This window comes from Flavobacterium chilense (genome assembly GCF_001602525.1).
Classification (GTDB): Bacteria; Bacteroidota; Bacteroidia; order Flavobacteriales; family Flavobacteriaceae; genus Flavobacterium; species Flavobacterium chilense.
In genome coordinates this window covers 70,772-89,364 of sequence record NZ_LSYT01000012.1, presented here as the reverse complement: position 1 = coordinate 89,364, position 18,593 = coordinate 70,772, and the positions used below count along the sequence as shown (strand labels likewise).

The 18,593-nt window shown below is 33.3% G+C and carries 19 protein-coding genes; 12 read left to right on the top strand and 7 right to left on the bottom strand.

All coding sequences use genetic code 11. The features are described from left to right. The first annotated feature begins 14 nt into the window (after positions 1 to 14). Genes A4F88_RS22910 through A4F88_RS22900 form a run of 3 tightly spaced genes read left to right on the top strand, consistent with a single transcriptional unit; the run spans position 15 to position 3,130 of the window. The gene (locus A4F88_RS22910; RefSeq protein WP_068845143.1) at positions 15 to 566 is read left to right on the top strand and encodes an RNA polymerase sigma factor; all 552 of its coding nucleotides are present in this window, start codon (positions 15 to 17) and stop codon (positions 564 to 566) included. After that, the gene (locus A4F88_RS22905; protein ID WP_068845141.1) at positions 563 to 2,557 is read left to right on the top strand and encodes a hypothetical protein; all 1,995 of its coding nucleotides are present in this window, start codon (positions 563 to 565) and stop codon (positions 2,555 to 2,557) included. Before A4F88_RS22910 ends, A4F88_RS22905 begins: the two co-directional genes overlap by 4 nt. A 51-nt stretch (positions 2,558 to 2,608) precedes the next feature. Continuing rightward, positions 2,609 to 3,130: a MepB family protein gene (locus tag A4F88_RS22900; RefSeq protein ID WP_068845139.1), complete on the top strand. Its 522-nt coding sequence runs from the start codon at positions 2,609 to 2,611 to the stop codon at positions 3,128 to 3,130. A gap of 63 nt (positions 3,131 to 3,193) precedes the next feature. Here A4F88_RS22900 and A4F88_RS22895 read toward each other — a convergent pair whose 3' ends face one another. The 3 genes from A4F88_RS22895 to A4F88_RS22885 all read right to left on the bottom strand — a co-directional run bounded on the left by A4F88_RS22895 (position 3,194) and on the right by A4F88_RS22885 (position 8,218). Next, complete coding sequence (locus tag A4F88_RS22895; RefSeq protein WP_068845137.1) at positions 3,194 to 6,631, bottom strand: T9SS type A sorting domain-containing protein; 3,438 nt, start codon at positions 6,629 to 6,631, stop codon at positions 3,194 to 3,196. Positions 6,632 to 6,932: 301 nt separating this feature from the next. After that, on the bottom strand, positions 6,933 to 7,685 hold the full coding sequence (locus tag A4F88_RS22890) for an SDR family NAD(P)-dependent oxidoreductase (RefSeq protein WP_068845135.1): 753 nt from the start codon (positions 7,683 to 7,685) through the stop codon (positions 6,933 to 6,935). Positions 7,686 to 7,849: 164 nt separating this feature from the next. Next, complete coding sequence (locus A4F88_RS22885) at positions 7,850 to 8,218, bottom strand: hypothetical protein (RefSeq protein ID WP_068845133.1); 369 nt, start codon at positions 8,216 to 8,218, stop codon at positions 7,850 to 7,852. 242 nt (positions 8,219 to 8,460) lie between these two features. Between A4F88_RS22885 and A4F88_RS22880 the strand changes: the two genes are divergently transcribed. From A4F88_RS22880 to A4F88_RS22870, 3 genes are all read left to right on the top strand, one after another. Beyond that, the gene (locus A4F88_RS22880; protein WP_068845131.1) at positions 8,461 to 8,670 is read left to right on the top strand and encodes a hypothetical protein; all 210 of its coding nucleotides are present in this window, start codon (positions 8,461 to 8,463) and stop codon (positions 8,668 to 8,670) included. A gap of 71 nt (positions 8,671 to 8,741) precedes the next feature. Continuing rightward, positions 8,742 to 9,323: a pseudouridine synthase gene (locus tag A4F88_RS22875; RefSeq protein ID WP_068845128.1), complete on the top strand. Its 582-nt coding sequence runs from the start codon at positions 8,742 to 8,744 to the stop codon at positions 9,321 to 9,323. Positions 9,324 to 9,376: 53 nt separating this feature from the next. After that, positions 9,377 to 9,835 carry a tRNA (cytidine(34)-2'-O)-methyltransferase gene (locus A4F88_RS22870; protein ID WP_068845125.1) on the top strand — a complete coding sequence of 153 codons (459 nt, stop codon included), beginning with the start codon at positions 9,377 to 9,379 and terminating at the stop codon, positions 9,833 to 9,835. A gap of 130 nt (positions 9,836 to 9,965) precedes the next feature. Here A4F88_RS22870 and A4F88_RS22865 read toward each other — a convergent pair whose 3' ends face one another. From A4F88_RS22865 to A4F88_RS22850, 4 genes are all read right to left on the bottom strand, one after another. Further along, positions 9,966 to 10,742, bottom strand: coding sequence for an ABC transporter ATP-binding protein (locus A4F88_RS22865; RefSeq protein WP_068845123.1), 777 nt, complete (start codon positions 10,740 to 10,742; stop codon positions 9,966 to 9,968). A 96-nt stretch (positions 10,743 to 10,838) separates the two neighbouring features. Continuing rightward, complete coding sequence (locus tag A4F88_RS22860) at positions 10,839 to 11,252, bottom strand: GxxExxY protein (RefSeq protein WP_068845119.1); 414 nt, start codon at positions 11,250 to 11,252, stop codon at positions 10,839 to 10,841. A gap of 75 nt (positions 11,253 to 11,327) precedes the next feature. Then, entirely contained in the window at positions 11,328 to 12,356 is a 1,029-nt protein-coding gene (locus A4F88_RS22855; RefSeq protein ID WP_068845117.1) for an iron ABC transporter permease, read from the bottom strand. Between the two features lie 5 nt (positions 12,357 to 12,361). After that, complete coding sequence (locus tag A4F88_RS22850) at positions 12,362 to 13,504, bottom strand: ABC transporter substrate-binding protein (protein ID WP_068845114.1); 1,143 nt, start codon at positions 13,502 to 13,504, stop codon at positions 12,362 to 12,364. 174 nt (positions 13,505 to 13,678) lie between these two features. On the opposite strand from A4F88_RS22850, the gene A4F88_RS25260 reads away from it, so the two are divergent. From A4F88_RS25260 to cobC, 6 genes are all read left to right on the top strand, one after another. Further along, on the top strand, positions 13,679 to 14,041 hold the full coding sequence (locus tag A4F88_RS25260) for a C1orf53 family protein (RefSeq protein WP_073075439.1): 363 nt from the start codon (positions 13,679 to 13,681) through the stop codon (positions 14,039 to 14,041). 149 nt (positions 14,042 to 14,190) lie between these two features. Next, on the top strand, positions 14,191 to 14,700 hold the full coding sequence (gene cobU / locus A4F88_RS22840) for a bifunctional adenosylcobinamide kinase/adenosylcobinamide-phosphate guanylyltransferase (RefSeq protein WP_068845110.1): 510 nt from the start codon (positions 14,191 to 14,193) through the stop codon (positions 14,698 to 14,700). Between the two features lie 160 nt (positions 14,701 to 14,860). Further along, entirely contained in the window at positions 14,861 to 16,540 is a 1,680-nt protein-coding gene (gene cobT, locus A4F88_RS25255; RefSeq protein WP_073075440.1) for a nicotinate-nucleotide--dimethylbenzimidazole phosphoribosyltransferase, read from the top strand. Between the two features lie 42 nt (positions 16,541 to 16,582). Beyond that, entirely contained in the window at positions 16,583 to 17,020 is a 438-nt protein-coding gene (tnpA, locus tag A4F88_RS22830) for an IS200/IS605 family transposase (protein ID WP_068845108.1), read from the top strand. Positions 17,021 to 17,214: 194 nt separating this feature from the next. Next, positions 17,215 to 18,012 carry an adenosylcobinamide-GDP ribazoletransferase gene (locus A4F88_RS22825; RefSeq protein ID WP_068845106.1) on the top strand — a complete coding sequence of 266 codons (798 nt, stop codon included), beginning with the start codon at positions 17,215 to 17,217 and terminating at the stop codon, positions 18,010 to 18,012. Further along, a complete protein-coding gene (gene cobC / locus A4F88_RS22820) occupies positions 17,997 to 18,533 on the top strand; it encodes an alpha-ribazole phosphatase (protein ID WP_068845104.1) in 537 nt (178 codons plus the stop codon). Before A4F88_RS22825 ends, cobC begins: the two co-directional genes overlap by 16 nt. The last annotated feature ends 60 nt before the right edge of the window (positions 18,534 to 18,593 follow it).

Sequence of the window (18,593 nt, the reverse complement as noted above, 5' to 3'; positions counted from 1 at the left end):
CCAATACCACATTTTTGAAAGACGATTTAGAAAAGTACATCAAGCTGTGCATAAAAAATGACAGAGAGGGACAACTGAAAATTTATCAGTTGTTCTCTCCTGTTTTATATGGTATTTGCTTAAAGTATATGAAAAATGAGGATGATGCTAAAGATGTATTTCAGGAAGCATTTGTCATTGTTTTTCAGAAAATCAGCCAATACAAGTTTGAAGGAAGCTTTGAAGGCTGGCTAAAACGTATTTTTATTAATAAACTTATTGAAACTCTGAATAAAAAGAAAAAGGAAAGTTTCTTTTTGGATGTTTTTGATCCGGATACTGATTTTGTCGAAGAAGAAGAACTGGATATTATTCCGATCGAGCAGGAAAAACTGTTAGAATATATTCGGGATTTACCTGATCAGTATCGAACGGTTTTCAACTTATATGTTTTCGAAAAAATGAAACACAAGGAAATAGCTGAATTATTAAAAATCTCTGAAGGAACATCCAAATCTAATTTAAATAGGGCCAAGCACATTTTGCAAAAAAAAATACTGAGCATAAAAAATTTTAAAATAGCATGAAAAAGCAAAATATAGAAGATATTTTTTCATCAATGGAAGACTTTTCGAGTGTTCCGCCTCCTGAATTATGGGGGCAGATTGAAGAAAAATTAGACAAACCTAAAAAGAAAAAGAGAGCTATTCTTTGGTGGTCGGCTGCTGCATGCTTATTATTAGGATTAATGCTTCCTACTGCTTTATATTTTAATTCTACTTCTGGTATCAAAACCATACACAATGGTACTGGCGAAACTAATAGTGTTGTTCTGGATGATAATAAAGATTCAAATAGAACAATCGCTCCTAAAGATCAAAATTCCGGACAAAGTAAACCAGAAGATTCATCAAATAATACTGAAACTAATTCTTCTATAAACCATAATACAGATCCAATTAATAGCTCTCAAAAAAATCAAAAAACGGCAGTCGCTCAATCTGATGATGAAACAAAAACAAACTCTGATGTTTTAGCTCCAAAATCAAATATTGAAAAAAGAAATATCAATCATCCTGTAACTGAAAAAAATGTTGCTTCAGCTAAAGAAAAAACATCCAATTCAAATCAATCTGATTCTTTCAATCCAGCTTCAAAAAATCAGTTATTAAATGCTGATAAAAAAGTTACTAATCAGGCTGTCGCTGAAAAAACATCTAATACTGGTAATTCAAACGGATTTAATACAGACTCAAAAAAACAGATTTTAAATGCTGATAAAAAAGCTCCTAATCAGGCTGTCGCTGAAAAAACATATAATACAGTCAATTCAAACGGATTTAATACTGATTCAAAAAACCAGGTTCTAAATACTAATAAAAAAGCGGCTAATCAGGTTGTAGCTGAAAAAACATATAATATTAGCAATTCAAACGGATTCAATTTGAATCAAAAAAATCAGGTTTTAAGTGCTGATAAAAAAGCCACTAATAAGATTTTAGCCGAAAAAACATTCAATGCAGGTAAAACAAATGCTTTTAATTCAAATCTGAAAAATCAGGTATCGAGTTCGATTTTTGAAAATCAGGTAAGTTCTAAAAACAATAAAAGCATTGCTTCTAATACTTCAAATTCCTTTTTAAATGGAAATGAAAAACCAATAAATGAAAGCACATTAAAACAGAAAAGTGAAAATATAATATTGCCTAGTAAAGAACTACTTGCCAGCAATCAAAAAAACAATTCAAAATTTAAAGATGTTTTAAGCAAACAGGATTCAGTTCAGTTGGCAGAACTTCAGAATTTAGAAAAGGGGATTATAACTCCGGAAGTAAAAAAGGAGAATGACAATAAAAAAGTTTCTAAAGGCGAAAAATGGGCTGTCGAAGTTTTTGCCGGAGTTGCAAGTTCTGAAAATTATAAAAACGATAAGACTTTTGGCAACACAAACGACTCTAAACAAAGCAGTACATATGGTGTAAAAACTAAATATAAAATCAACAAAAAATGGGCTGTAGGTTCTGGTCTTAAAATAAATGAATTGGGGCAAAGTGTTGCAAATGTTTCTTATTTAAGTGCAAAAAACAGTTCTTTTTTAAGCTCCAGCGATTATTTTAATCAAAACCCAACAGCATCAGCTGCACCAATTACTGCAAATGACGGTTATGTATTCGTACCAAGTACTACTGCTAATGCATTAAAACAAAACGGTATTCAAAGTAATAATATAGAAAGCGGAAACCTGGATCAAAGTTTACGATATATTGAGATGCCTCTGGAAGTTTCTTATTCTATTTTTAACCGAAACAAAGCAAGCATCAATCTAAATACAGGTGGTTTTGTAGGTAAGCTGATTTCTAACAATGTAGCTATAGATGGCAATTATATTGGTCAGAACGTAAATGCGAATGATTATGTTTATGGTTCTACATTAAGTAGTACATTACAATATCGTGTGTACAAAAAAACAAATATTTTTGTTGAACCGGCTATGAATTATTATATCAATCCTTTAAGCAATCAGTCTTTCAATCAGTTTCAATGGGGATTAAATTTTGGTTTGAACGTTTCTTTTTAAGATTCTTTTTGTGCTAATTTTACAAAAATATCTTTTAAGAAATCTCATTAAATGACGACCATAAACAAATGGAATACTACAGAATCATTGCCAAAAGACCTGATTCTTGCCAAAGAATTAATTTATGATTCCTGCAACTTTAAGGGTACAGAACCTCAACCGGAATCAGAAAGTGCAGATTATGATGCTTACCGATTTGTTTTAAACGAAAAATACATTTGCTACCGAAAGTCCAAAATTACACCAACCAAAACTGGTCAGTTTGTAACTTTATGGAAACGAAATAAAAACGGAAACATCGAACCTTTTGATTTTTCGGATGCAATTGATTTTGTCATAATCAGTACCCGAAAAAATGATTGGTTTGGACAATTTATTTTCCCGAAAAGTATTTTACTGGAAAAAGGTATTTTTTCTACTTCGGCAAAAGAAGGGAAAAGAGCTCTAAGAGTTTATCCTCCCTGGGATGAAACCACAAACAAACAGGCTCAAAAAACACAACAATGGCAACTACATTATTTTTATAAAATAAACACTGAGGCAGATTTAAATAGATTTAAAATGTTATTTTAAAATCTTCAGAAAATGAAAAAAGGCAGTCAAAATTGACTGCCTTTTTAATAGATTTTATTCTCTTTATTTTTTTATGATTTTACCTTTGTAAACCACTTTATTATTTTCGGTTAAAGTATAAACATAAATTCCGGATCTTAAATAATTTACCGGGATTGCTGTTGTACTCAAGTCCTGTGTTGCATTTACTTCGACAGGATTACCAACTAAATGTCCAGAAATGTCATAAAATCTTAATTTTAGATTTCTGTCTGTAGTAGTTTTAACTGAAACATTTACTACATCTGTTACAGGATTAGGGAATGCCTGAACAAAATATCCATTTTTGGTTTCAAAATCCGGTGTCGAAAGTACACCTTGTTTCAGGTTGAAACGAGCGATAACAGGTCCATGATCTGAAGTTGTACTGATATAGTCTACAATATCAGCTCTGGGATCATAAACTGCTGTTGAGTTATCAATATACTGATCAAACAATTCATTAGAAATCATAATATGATCTAAGAAACTTGGCGGATTAAAATTAAAATAACTAGTAGCACCTGCCTGGCTTATTCCTAAAGTAAGAGCTTTATAATTGCTTGTATCTGTAACAAAGTTCTCGTAAGTTGAAGGATTGTTAGTACCAAAAACAGAAATCTTTACATCATCATTATAATCTCCTAAAATAATCAAATTATCATTTGGATAATATGCATCTAAACTGTCTTTAAAAACCTGATTATCATATTTACGTCTGGTATATGTTGTACCATCAGATCCGTTGTTTGCACGAGCATGTACATCTACAATCTTTATTTCATTTTTAACTCCATTAAGATTTGTTTCTAAAGTTACAACATATGGCAAACGTCCGGAAGAGAAAAAGCCTGTACTTGGTCTTTTCGGCGGATTGCTTGCAGGTAACGGATAATTAGCTAAAGTTTTTGTTCCTGCAACTAATTCATCATAAAACTCCTTGAACATTACACGGGTTTTTTTCAACGTGACAGTCTGAGTATTATAAATTACAACTAGTTTTTGAGGTGGGAAACTAGGATCTGAAGTTGGGTCCCATGAATATGACCAAATTGGAGAAACAGTCTTATCGAATGTTTTGCCGTTTATATTTAATTTTTGAATTAAGGCATCAACCGCTGCTTCGCTTGAAACTTCCTGAACTGCATATACATCGGCGTCCATTTTATTCATCACTTTAGCAGCATTTTCAATTTGAAGTGCATTGTCCAAAGGTCCGTTGGTAGAATTATCCGAACCAAAAAAATCTAAATTATAGGTTACAACATCAAAAGTCTCGGTTTTTGGTAAAGAAGACCCTGTAAAAGAACCAATTTGTTTGTTTAATGAAGTTCCTGTAACTGTTAAGTTACCTGAAATTTTTAATTCTTTAGTTATTGGAGCAAATTTTGCATACAGTGTTTTTCCTGCTAAAGCATCTGCAGCAGAAACGACCAAACTTGATACAAACGAAATATTATCCGCAGATATTTTGTACGAAGCCGAAGCTGTAATGGTAATATCTCCATGCCCCTCTGCTTTAAAATTAAAAGACTGAGAATCAGAAACGACATTTAGATTAACAACTCCAAAATCTAAAACAGGGTTTGAGTCTACATAGCCCACTGCATCTGTTACTTCAAAATCATCAAATGACCATTCTGAAGCATTATTGGTTCCACCAGCTGTAGTTTCGTAAACCCATGCTAAGTAAGTATGATTAGTTTTATAAGCTGTTAGTTTAATATATTGAGATTGTACATAAGTACCTGTAGTTGTTGGAAATTTACCATCAATTTCTGTCCAGGTCGCCGTGCTTGGACTACTTACTCCATCATAATCTGTAGAAACCATTAATTTTAAACCAGGTCCTGCATAAAATTTACGAGAGTAAAAAGACAACAAAGGAAGTTCACCAAAACTATCTAAACGTAATTTAGGCGAAATTAACCAATCTTTACTTGGGCCGTTATCTAAATACCCGTTCATCAAAACTGCTCCGGCACCAGAATTTACGTTACGTGTTATAGTTGTATAAGTCCATTTGTTTAATGGACCGTCTACGTTGTACTGCGACCAGCCGCTGTTTGTTAAAACATTTGCATCATTAAAGCCTTGCACAAAAGGGTTGATTCCGTTTCCTGTTACAGAAACTGTTTTGGTAGCTATTCCTGTAGATTCATGTGTTATTTGTCCAGAAAAAACAGCAACAGCATTTGGTGAGAATTTCACATAAACTGTTGGAGTTGCATTCGAAGCAAAATCTGCCGGGACAAATGTCAATGATGACGCAAATACATTATTATCTTTAGAAATAGTAAAATTTGATGGAGCAGTTACTACTACATCATTTGTAAGATTTTCAGCTCCAATTTGATAACTTTTATTTACAGCATCCTGATAATTTGGCTCAGAATTACCCAAATCTAATGAAGTAATTGTGGTAGTTATTGATGCAGGAGCAACGCTTAAAGTAGTAACATCTACTTTATTTATTGTTGTTTGCAGGTTGTCATAAAGATCTTCTGAAACAGAAAAAACAGAATATGCAGTATTCAAAGTTAATCCTGTAAATGTTTTCGAATAATCTAAAGATGAATCAGTTATATCCAAGAAACCAGATTGTAATGCTGCAGTTCCTGAAGCATTCTGTCCCGCTTTTATTTGAGCAACTGTTGGTTCAGCACTTCCTCCAGGAAGCAAGACAAAGTAAGTTTTCCCATTTTCATTTATTTTATTAATAAAATCAAACCCTGAAGATAAAATATTGTTTGTTTTAGGATAACCTACAACAGTTACTGGAGCAGTATTATCACTTCTAATATCAATATTATCAATTGCAAAAGAAGGACGAGAACCTCCGCCAGAAACTTGTCTTGATATCCAGCGTAATTGAACAACAGGTTGATTATCACAAGCAGCAGGAAGAACTAATTTTTTATGTTCGCTTTGTGACTTAGAAGTTTCATCTGTTCGTGTCGTTGTATTATTCTGAAAAAGAGTTCCTGATAATGTTACAAACTCTCCTGTTTCACCAACTCTATATTGCAGAGCCATCTCATTAATACGATTAGACCCACTAACACCATATGGGTTACGAATTACCAATACATCATATTGAACTTTTACTTGAGTACTTCCTGTTGTATTTAAAGCAAGAGCAATTGCCTGATCAAGAAAGCTGCCTCCATTTAAAAACCCTATTTTACCAGTATAATTATATATACCTCCGGAAGTAGAAGTTGATGAACCACTTGCGATTAAGCTTTGATCTGATTTAACTGTACCAGATGTTGTAAAAGATGATGGTGTTGGTAAACTTGAACTAGTAGGAGTAGTTGCATTCCAGCCTTGTATTCCGCTAGGATAAGTCGTTGCCAAACCGTTAAAATTTTGTTCGTATGGCAAGGATTGCCCCGTTGGCATTGTCTGCGCACTTAGTGCGAAGCAATAAAAAAAACCTAAAAAAGTCATTAAATGACGAAAAGAGTAGTTGTTTTTCATGTGTTTAAAAAATAGAGTTTTTAGAAGTCAAATTTATATCCTTTAAAGTTAACAGAATATTGTGAAACCTTAAACTTATTGTTTCCCATTTTAATAAACATCTTTTAATAAAATTCAACTTATTTACAAATAAATTACACATTTAGTAGATAAACACTGACTTTATCTCATTATGTATTATTAATAAAAATTATTCTAAATTAAAATTTTAATCAGACAAAACCTTCTTTTAGTTGATAAAAAACAATAAAAAAGCCATCTTTTTGAGATGACTTTTGATTAATTATGTCTAAAAAAAGTTTTAAATAGCAGTATAACCACCATCTGCAATAATATAACTTCCGGTAGTGAATGAGGATTTTTCGGAGCTTAAAAATACGACCAAATCGGCAACTTCTTCGGGAGTTCCCAAACGATTCATAGGTGCTTTTGCTGCAACGGCATTCATCATATCTTTATTTAAATTGTCTTTTAATAAAGCTGTTTCTATATACCCTGGACCTACTGCATTACAACGAATATTTTTTAATGCATATTCTGTCGCAATATTTTTGGTTAATCCTACAACACCATGTTTTGATGCTGTATATGCAGGACTGTTTGGCGCTGCCACTTGTCCGTGTATAGAAGCAATATTTACAATGCTCCCACCGCCATTTTTTTCCATTTGCTCTAGCTGATAACGACAAGCATAAAATACACCGCTTAAATTTAAGGCAATAACACGATCCCAGGCTTCAGGTTCATATTCTCCGGTGGGTTTTGCTGGTCCGCCCATTCCTGCATTGTTACAGGCTATATCAAGTCGGCCGTATTTTGAGACAGTTGCTTCAACCATTCGCTTGTTATCACTTGCGATTGAGGAATCTCCTTTTACAAAAAAAGCCTCACCACCAAAATCTTTTATAACTTTTACGGTTGCTTCACCGTGTTCTGCATTAATATCTGAAACTATTACCTTAGCTCCTTCCCGAGCATAAGCTTCTGCAACGGCACGCCCAATTCCTGAACCTCCACCAGATACAAAAGCTACTTTGTTTTCTAAAAGTGACATATTCTTAAGTTTTAAATTTGTCTCTACAATTTACGAAGATACTGGCAGATAACAGTCACAAATAGAGGCTTTAGAAAAACATTAACGCTGTTTGCCAATGATATGTTATTTTGATAAAAAACACCTAAAATCAGCAAAAAAATTTCTATTTAAAAGAAAAAGATCTATTCATCTAATTTCATGTTTCCGCGATCTTCATGGCTTTCAGGATTAGAATTAGGATAACGATTAGGGGTGATATCTGAGTTTCGGTCTTTGTTTTCAACTGTCTTTTTAGCCTCTTCTTCTGTCGCAACTCCCCGATTAGCATTTACATTTTTTGGATCTATCTTATCCTTAACCTTTTTAATATCTTCGTTTTCATTTCGTGCTCTCTCTACGATTTTTTTATTTCCATCAGAGTCCGTCACTACTTCTTTTTTCAGATTAGGGTCAACTGCTTTTTCGTCATGCGAAATATTTTTACCTTTAGATTCATCTCTATTTTTTTGTACTCCATTTATCTTTTTAGAGCCTAAATTATTAGTTTCCATAATTTTATATTTTAGTGTTACTATTATAATATTACGAATTTCAAGTCAAAAAATTAAGCGCTTTAACATAGCATTGTGTTTAATAATTGAATTTATTCTCCCTTTAAAACATAAAGAACCTCGTCATTTTCAAAGTATTAATCTTTTATTATTGTAAATTAGAAGACAAAATCACATTCTTATAAATACTTCTGGAATTCAGAAAAAGATGTGTTTATAAAAATCTTTTAAAGCAAAAAACGATGAACTTTTTCAAGATCAAAACCAGTTGGACAAATGCCGAATTTATTATTATTAAACTTTGCATTGCTTCTGCTTATATTATAATTGGAAGTTATTTTCATGATTATATTAAAGATTACTATACTCCATTGTTCATTCTTTTTGGCATAACTGTAATCTGGTTTGTGTATTTATGGTTAAAGAAAATGAAGGCAGGTAAACAGGAATAGCTATTATTCCTTTAAATTTCTTTTTTAATTACAGCTGAAACAAAACTATCTTTGCAGTCAAAACATACGGCATGCATCAACACTTTATTCTTTTTAAACCTTACGGTTATCTAAGCCAATTTATTTATGAATTAAAAAGAAAGAAAAAGCTTTTGGGTGAATTATATAATTTTCCTGAAGGAACGATGGCAATTGGGCGATTAGACGAGGATTCTGAGGGATTACTTCTACTCACTACAGACGGAAAAGTAAGCGAACAAATAAGAAGCAAAAAAGTAGACAAAGAATATTATGTTCAGGTAGATGGGGTTATTACACCAGAAGCGATTGAGCAATTACAAAAAGGTGTTGAAATTGGCTTTGATGGCGGTAAATACAAAACCAAACCTTGCACATCTTTTATTGTTACCGAAATTCCGGATTTTGGACCAAGAGCAAAAAAAATACGTGACGAACGTCACGGACCAACTTCATGGGCTTCGATAACAGTAAATGAAGGTAAATTTCGTCAGGTTCGAAAAATGACAGCTGCAGTTGGTTTTCCTACTTTACGGTTAGTTCGTGTTCGTATAGGAAATGTATATTTGCAAAACTTAAAAGCAGGAGAAGTGCTTGAAGTTCCCGATTTTAAATTAGAGAATGAGTCCATTTGAAGATAAGTCAATTAGATAATCACTCAATCCTTATAACCCTTAACTTAAAAACAATGTTAAACGTTGTTCTCGTAGAACCAGAAATTCCTAACAATACCGGAAATATCGGAAGATTGTGCGTTGGTACTGAAAGCAGATTACACTTAATTCATCCTTTTGGATTTGTGATAAATGATAAAAATTTAAAGCGTTCCGGATTGGATTATTGGGTACATCTTGATGTGACCGAATATCAAAATATTGAAGAATGGATCCAGCAAATTCCGGATCAGTCTCGTGTTTTCCTGATGAGTTCACATGCAGAAAAATCATATTTGGAAACTGATTTTCAGGATGGAGACTGGTTGGTTTTCGGAAAAGAAAGTGTTGGCTTAAGCAAAGAAGTTTTGGCGCGTTTTGAAAATCATTTAACGATTCCGATGTCTAAATTAATCCGAAGTTTTAATATCGCGAATTCTGTTGCTTTTGTCGTTGGTGAAGCCAAGAGACAGATTGGATTAAAGAAATTTTAATCGTTTATTTGTTTTAATCAAAAGGTTCTATGAAAACGGATGCCCTAGCCCTGATGGAAGCGGCATCCTTTTGTGTTGGGGTTCAACACAAAAGATATAGCGAACAGCAGGATTAAGCTCCTGAGAAAAATTAAGTCACAATAAACCTTCCTTTTTCAGCATCAAAAGTAATATGTTCATCTTTGAACAGCGTTGTAAAACTTCCGTTTGAGATTAAGTTACATGGCTCATCCTGAACAACTAAATCTGGTGTCATGATAATCATTTCGTCACTTAGCTGAATTGCCAGATCAATATCATGAGTCGAAAATAAAATACACTTTTGAGTTTCCTGTGTTAGCTTTTTCAACAATTTAAACAATGAAACTTTATGCAATAAATCAAGATGTGTTGTGGGTTCATCCAGAATAATCAACGGTGTGTCTTGTGCTAAAGCTCTTGCTATCAAAACTTTTTGTAATTGTCCGTCGCTAATTTCAAAGTGCTTTTTTTGAGCCAGGTGCTCAATTTGAGTCAATCGTAAAGCTTCTTGAACTTTATCAATATCAGTTGGTGTTAAAGTACCAATCCAATTGGTATATGGCTGCCGACCCAACGCCACCAATTCAAAAACAGAAAGATTACTTGGTGGTAATTTTTCTGTTAAAACCAAACTTAAATTTTGGGCTAAATCTGAAGGTTTATAAGTAGATATATTTTTATCATTCAAAAAAACATTTCCTGCTAAAGGTTCCTGAATTCCTGTGATCGTTCGCAACAAAGTCGATTTCCCAATTCCGTTTGCTCCAATTAATGAGATAAGTTTTCCTGAATTCAGGTTCAAATTTAAATGCTCAGCAATAATCACAGTCGCTTTCTTGGACTTGTAACCAATAGTTAAGTTTGAGGTCTTTAAAATAGTTGTCATCTTGGTGTATTTTTTAAACACATAGAAACATAGGTTTCTTTGTCTTATAAAAAAGAAGTTTTAAAATTTACTCGTAAATCAAACATAGTTGCAACGCTAGTATTTGGGCAGCAATCTAAAATATTCATTCACAAATGTTTTTTGACCTTCTTTAAAAATATTAAAACAATTAAAATTAATTATAATCCCTTTTGGTGCTTTTAAAAGCTTCATATAAGTTAGAAGTTGAGCCTGATGTACAGAATTTATTTCAGAAACTGTTTTCAATTCTACTACCAAACAATTCTCTACAAATAAATCACACCTAAAATCTGCAACTAATTCTTTCTCTTTATATAATATTGGGACTTTCATCTCTGTGAAAAAATTTAATTTTCTTTGTGAGAGTTCTTCTTTCAAACATTGATGATAAACAGTCTCAAGTAATCCTTTCCCAATTATTTTATGAACTTCAATAGAAGCTCCTAAAACTTCATAAGTTAATTCGTCTAAGTATTTTTGAGTAATCATTCGTTTATTAATTGAAATATAAGGCTATGTTTCTATGTGTTTAAAAAACTAAGCTACTACTTTTTATGTAAGTTTTTACTGAAAATTTCTTTTTCGCATTAACAAATAAACTACAACTGGTGCTCCAATGATAGACGTGATGGCATTAATAGGCAATGTAGTATCTAATCCCGGTAATTGAGACGCTATATCACAAAATAACATAATAATACCGCCATAAAAAAACGTGCTCCAATATAAAACTGCGTGATTGCTCGTCTGAAAAGTCAGCTTGGCAATATGCGGAACCGCAAGACCAATAAACGCTATCGGACCTGCAAAAGCAGTTACACTTCCTGCCAGAATACTGGTTGCGAATATGATAATTAATCTGGCTTTTTTGTAATTCAATCCCATGCTTCTGGCATAATTTTCTCCCAGAAGCAACGCATTTAGAGGTTTTATACTACTGGCGCTTAACAGCAAGCCAAAACTTACACAAATTGCTAAAATAGCTATCGATGTCCAGGAAAGGTTTCCAAGACTTCCTAATGACCAAAAGGTGAATTTTTGCAATTGTTCTGCCGAGCTAAAATAAGTTAAAACCCCAACTATGGCGCTTGTAAAACTCGCAAACATAAGTCCTACGATTAAGATTGCCATTGTGTTTCTTAATTTTTGGGCTACAACCAACACCAGCATTAAAACCGAAATACTCCCTAATGTCGAAGCAAACACAATTCCGTATGGCGACAATAAAACAGAATTTAAAAATGAAGGCAACAAACCAGCACCAAGAATAACAATGGCAACAGCCAATATTGCTCCGGAACTTAAACCCAAAACATCAGGTCCTGCCAACGGATTTCTAAATAAAGTCTGCATGAGTAAACCACTTACAGAAAGTCCAATTCCAACCAAAAAAGCTGTGATTGCTTTTGGCAAACGATAATTTATGATAATATATTCCCAAGTCGATTTACTGGCCTGACCACCTGTTAAACTAGTATAAACTTCTTTGAACGGAATGGTAACAGATCCCAGACTAATGTCCAGAAAAAATATAAACAAAAGTGCCAGTCCAAGTATTGAAAACAGGATTATATTTCGCTTTTTATTTACCAATGCGCTTAATTTAATTTAGATGCAAAAGTAAATTCGTAGCTTGGTAATAAATCAGGATGAAATATTTTGATATAATCTTTCAAAACTAAATCCGGACGGCTTGGTGCCAATTCATAATAAACAGTTCCTCCGGTAGCTCCAAATTTACCTTCAAAAGTATATACGTTTTTAGAAGTAAAAGCATCAAATTGAGTATAATGCGGATTACTTTTACTTAATTCGTCCAAGGTTTTAAACGAACCTCCTGCAATCCAGAAATTAGCTGTTTTTGCTTTTACCAGCACTTTTTCAAAAGATAATCCCTCGCTTCCTGTTCCTTTTAAATCTGCCCATAAATAATTGGCCTGAGCATCTTTCATAAACTGGGCAACCCAACTATTTCCTTTTGCAACATACCAGACATCCTGATACATAGAACCATATAAAACGGTTGAAGTAGCAGGTTTATCGGCTACTAATTTCTTTGCCTGATTGTAACTCAAAACAATTTTATCAAACAATTCTTTGGCTTTATCTTCTTTTCCAAATAAAGCGCCATAAAGCTTAATCCATTCTGCTTTTCCTAGTGGAGATTGCTCCATCCAGTCAGCCTGAATAAAGACATTAAGTCCGCTTTTTTTCAGATTATCCAACATCTGATTGTTATTGTCTACACCAAAAGTAACAATAAGATCCGGAGACAATTCGATCAGTTGTTCGATGTTTAATTTCTCGTTTTCACCCACATTTTTAACAGAACCCTTATCAATTAAAGCCCTGGTTTTTTCAGAGGAAACATAATCAGTATGCGGAAAACCTACTAACTTATCTTCGACTCCTAACATTTCAAGAAAAGGAATATTCGTTGTTGAAGTTACCACGATAGATTCTAAGGGAACTTTTATGGTTGTATAAGATTGTAGGCTGTCCGGAACTTTAGCTTCTTTTTCTTTTAGAACATAAGTGAATTTTGTATTGGCATTTGGCCACGGATCTGAAACTGTTACTACAGAATATCCTTCGTGTTTTACAATAGAAAGCCCGGAAGCATATTCGATACTATTCTTGGCAACTTGAGATGTTGCAATCTCTGCAGTTTCATTCTTTTTACAGCCAACAAGAACAAAAAAGGGTACAATAAAAATCAATTTGGGTAATAAATTTTTCATATATCAGGTTATCTTATTTTTTAAGGAATAGTTTTTGCATTCTGCATTTTCACTGGTAATCTGAATCAGTCTGATTTTCTGATCTGGATTTTCGCAGTGACAAAGGTAAGTCAATTTCTATTTTTTTTGTCTACCTTTATTCTTACAAAAGACAATAAATACCATCTTTGCCCCATGAATAGCATAAAAACAAAAGTTTGCTCAAGTTGTGAATCTTCTTTTAGTTGTGGAGATATTTCTGCCGAAAGTAAATGTTGGTGTAATGACTTCCCTCCTATTTTTAACCTTTCAGAAGGAGGAGATTGCCTTTGTCCAGTTTGCTTTAAAGAAGCCTGTGAAGACAAAATTGATGCTTATGTCGAAACTATCACCCCTGAAAAAGCCACAAAAAATAAAGCGATATCTTTACCCCAACAAGAAAAACTAATAGAGGGAATTGATTATTATCTCGAAAATGGCAACTATGTTTTTAAATCCTGGTTTCATCTTAAAAGAGGAAATTGCTGCGGGAATGATTGCCGCCATTGTCCTTATTAATTTAGAAAACTAAATTTCTTAAAACACAATTGACGTTTGCGTTAGGGATAGTAGCGGTATCCTTTTATTTTTTTCTTTAAAAAATAAAAGATATAGCGGATAGCCCGACCGAAGGGAACGCCATAATAATTAACAATTAACGATTCATAATGATTTACTTAATTACGGGAGGCGAACGATCAGGAAAAAGCAGTTATGCCCAAAATTTAGCGTTACAGCTTTCGAATGCTCCTATTTATGTTGCAACAGCCAGAAAATGGGATGATGATTTTCAAACCAGAATCGACCGTCACCAAAAGGAACGCGACGAACGCTGGACAAATATTGAAGAAGAAAAATATTTAAGTAAAATTGATTTTAGCGAAAAAACAGCTTTGATTGACTGTGTGACGCTTTGGTTAACCAACTTTTTTATTGACCATAAAAACGATGTCGATTTAAGTTTGGAAGAAGCTAAAAAAGAATTCCTTTATATCGCTGATCAGAAAAATACTAATCTGATTATTGTAACGAACGAAATTGGAATGGGCGTGCATGCAGAAACTCATATTGGCAGAAAATTTACCGAATTGCAAGGATGGATGAATCAGTTTTTGGCATCGAATGCAGATGAAGTGGTTTTAATGGTTTCTGGAATTCCGGTAAAGATAAAAGGTTAGCAATGGCAAAAATCAATGGCAATATCAATAAAAATTCCAAATTTTTAAATTCCAAATACCAACACTATACTTTACCTTTACTTAAATATTAAATTTTCAAATTGAAATTGATTTTTGTAATTGATATTGAAACTTGGAATTTAAAAAACGGAATTTAACAATGAGCTATTTAGATGATATTTTAAAATCGCGCCGTGACACCCGACATTTTACCACTGATAAAGTTCCTGACGAAGTCATTGAAAAAGCGTTGCAAGCCGGACATTGGGCACCATCTGTTGGATTAACAGATGCTACAAGATATTTTATCATTAAATCTGCTGAGGTTAAAACGGCTGTAAAAAACCTGTTTTTAGATTATAATAAAAAAGCCGAAGAACTAACAGATAATCCCGAACAAAAAGAGCATTACAGATCGCTCAAGTTAGAAGCAATCGAAGAAGCTCCAATCGGACTTATTATTGCCTATGACAGATCTGTGCTGAATCAATTTACGATTGGAACCGTTGGCAGTAATGAAGCTGTCAAATTTAGTTCGGTTTGTGCTGCACAAAACATTTGGCTTTCGCTGACAGAACAAGGTTACGGTATGGGTTGGGTTTCGATTTTAAATTATTATCAGTTTAAAAAGATTCTGGATTTACCCGAAAACATCGAACCGCTGGGATATTTTTGTATCGGAAAACCGGCAACGAATTATAACAATCAACCGATGTTGCAACAATTGCACTGGAGACAAAAATCAGAAACCCCTGATTGTACTGAAATAAAAAATGTCAGCCTAAATCAGATTTCAGATTTTCCTTTAAAAACTCCAACTGAAGTCAAGCCCAAAAATGATTTCAGTTCACTTTTGCAGGACAAAATCGATTCTAAAACTAAACCTATTGGTGCTTTAGGAACTTTAGAAACATTGGCATTTCAAATCGCAACAGTTTTTGAAACTTTAAATCCTAAAATAACCCTTCCAAACATTGTAGTTTTTGCAGCTGATCATGGCATTGCAAATCATGGTGTAAGTGCTTATCCGCAAGATGTTACCCGACAAATGGTGGGTAATTTTCTTGAAGGCGGTGCAGCAATAAATGTATTCTGTAAACAAAACAACATACAATTATCTATTGTAGATGCCGGCGTTAATTATGATTTTCCAACAAATGCGAATCTGATTCATGCTAAAATTGCCAAAGGAACTCAATCTTTTTTACATATTCCCGCAATGAGCGAGTCAGAATTGGAATTGTGTTTCGAAAAAGGAAAATCGATTGTTGACACGATCGCCAAAATGGGCTCTAATTGCATTGGATTTGGTGAAATGGGAATTGGAAATACTTCTACGGCTTCGGTTTTAATGAGTCTTTTAACTGATTTGTCTATTGAAGATTGTGTTGGAAAAGGCACAGGAGTTGAAAACGAAAAATTACTTCAAAAACAGGAATTACTCAAAAAAGCTATTGAAAATTATTCCGGTCAAGCCGAATTAAAACAGCAACTTGCCTATTTTGGTGGTTTTGAAATTCTACAAATGGCTGGCGGAATGCTGACTGCTTTCGATTATAAAATGATCATCTTAGTTGATGGTTTTATTTGCAGTGTGGCTTTTTTAATCGCTTCAAAAATGAATTCTGACATCATAAAAAATGCTGTTTTTTGCCATTGTTCGGCTGAAAAAGCACATCAAAAACTTTTGAATTACCTGAATGCAAAACCTATTTTAAATCTGGATTTACGTTTGGGTGAAGGAACCGGCTGTGCAGTGGCTTTCCCTATTTTAAAATCGGCTGAAGCATTTTTGAATGATATGGCCAGTTTTGAAAGTGCCGGAGTTAGCAGGAAATAAAAAAAGTTGAAGTTTTGAGTATTCAGTCAAAAAATATTATATATGCCATTAGTAAAAGTTTATATCCATTTTGTTTGGAGTACAAAAAACAGATTCCCATTTTTAGATTCAATAGAATTAAGAGAAAAAGTTTGGAATCACATTAGAGAGAATGCGAAGGAAAAAGGTATTTATGTTGATTTTATAAGTGGATATTCAGATCACTGTCATTGTATCATTTCTTTAGGAGTAGATCAAAATATTCAAAAAATAATGCAATTACTAAAAGGAGAATCTTCTTTTTGGATCAATAAAAACAAATTGACAAAACAAAAATTTGAATGGCAGGATGAATATTTTGCTGTGTCAGTTTCGGAATCTTTAATTGATAAAGTTCGAGATTATGTTAAAAATCAAGAAGTTCATCATAAGAAAAAAACTTTTCAGGAAGAGTATGATGAAATTATTAGCAAATTTGGGTTTCAAAAAGACAATCAATAATAGAATTTGGCTAAAGCCTTTCTAACTTAATTTCTTTTATGTCCCCAGATAAATCTGGGGGCTATTCAAAAAACAGCAATATAAATAATAAAAATTTACACACAATACAGATTTGAATTGCCAACATCTTTAGATGTTGGTCTATATATTGATAATCAAGATGGCTTTAGCCAAATAACCCTACATCTCTTTACATGAAAAAAGAACTCCATATCTTCTTTACCTGTTTAATGTTTTACACTAGAATTCCGTGTCCAAAAAGCATCACACACCATCCTGATTATTTAAACAAAGCTACTCGCTATTTTCCTTTCATTGGATGGATTGTGGGGAGTATTTCTTTTCTAGCATTTTTTCTTTTTTCATTTTTTCTATCAATAGAAACAGCAGTTATTTTTGCCTTTATAGCTTCAATTCTAACAACCGGAGCTTTTCATGAAGATGGTTTTGCAGATGTTTGTGACGGATTTGGCGGAGGCTGGACCAAAGAAAAAATCCTGATGATTATGAAAGATAGTGCCATTGGTGCTTATGGAGCAATTGGATTGGTTTTACTTTTTTTATTGAAATTCAAATTGCTTTCGGAGTCTGTTTCACTTTTTAAAACAGATAACTCTATTGCATTTTTTCAGGTTTATCTTTTATTCATTTCTGCACATGCTTTAAGTCGTCTGGCTGCCATTTCAATTATTTTTACGCATCAATATTCCAGAGATGATGCTTCAGGCAAAAGTAAACCAATTGCTAAAAATCATACCTGGAAAGAAATTTCAGGTTCATTTTTCTTCGGATTAATGCCACTCTTCGCTTTCTCTTATTTTCAGTATAAATTCCTTTTTGCTTTGATTCCGGTATTTATAATGCGTTATTTTTTAGCCCACTATTTTCAAAAATGGATAGATGGCTACACAGGAGATTGCCTTGGTGCAACACAACAGGTTTGTGAAGTGGTTTATTATTTAAGCATTCTCTTGATATGGAAATTTATCTAGTCCGTCATACCGAAACGATTTGCGAAAAAGGGATTTGCTACGGACAAGCAGATGTTGATTTAGCTGAACCATTTGGCTCTGTTTTCGAGAATATTGTTTCTCAATTACCATCAGAAGCGGTGCTTTTTTCGAGCCCTTCAAAACGTTGTACAATTTTAGCCCAATACATTCAAAATGCTATAAAGCTTGCATTATTTGAAAAAGATTCCCGTTTGATGGAAATGAATTTTGGGGATTGGGAATTGAAAAACTGGAACGATATTTCTCCTGAGCAACTCAATCCGTGGATGGAAGATTTTGTAAACATTAGTGTTTCAAATGGTGAATCGTTTGTTGAATTACATCAAAGAGTGGGCGATTTTCTGGCTGAACTTGTCTCGAAAAACATTACTAAACCTATTATCATAATAGCCCATGCCGGAGTGATTAGAAGTATTCTATGTCATCAGACTTCGTTACCCTTAAAAGATGCCTTTAACAACAAAGTAGATTTTGGTCAAGTCATTAAAATTAAACTATAAAAGCCTATTTTGTTTCGAATTTGTTTTAAAAAGTCAAACAAATTTGAAAATTCGACAATT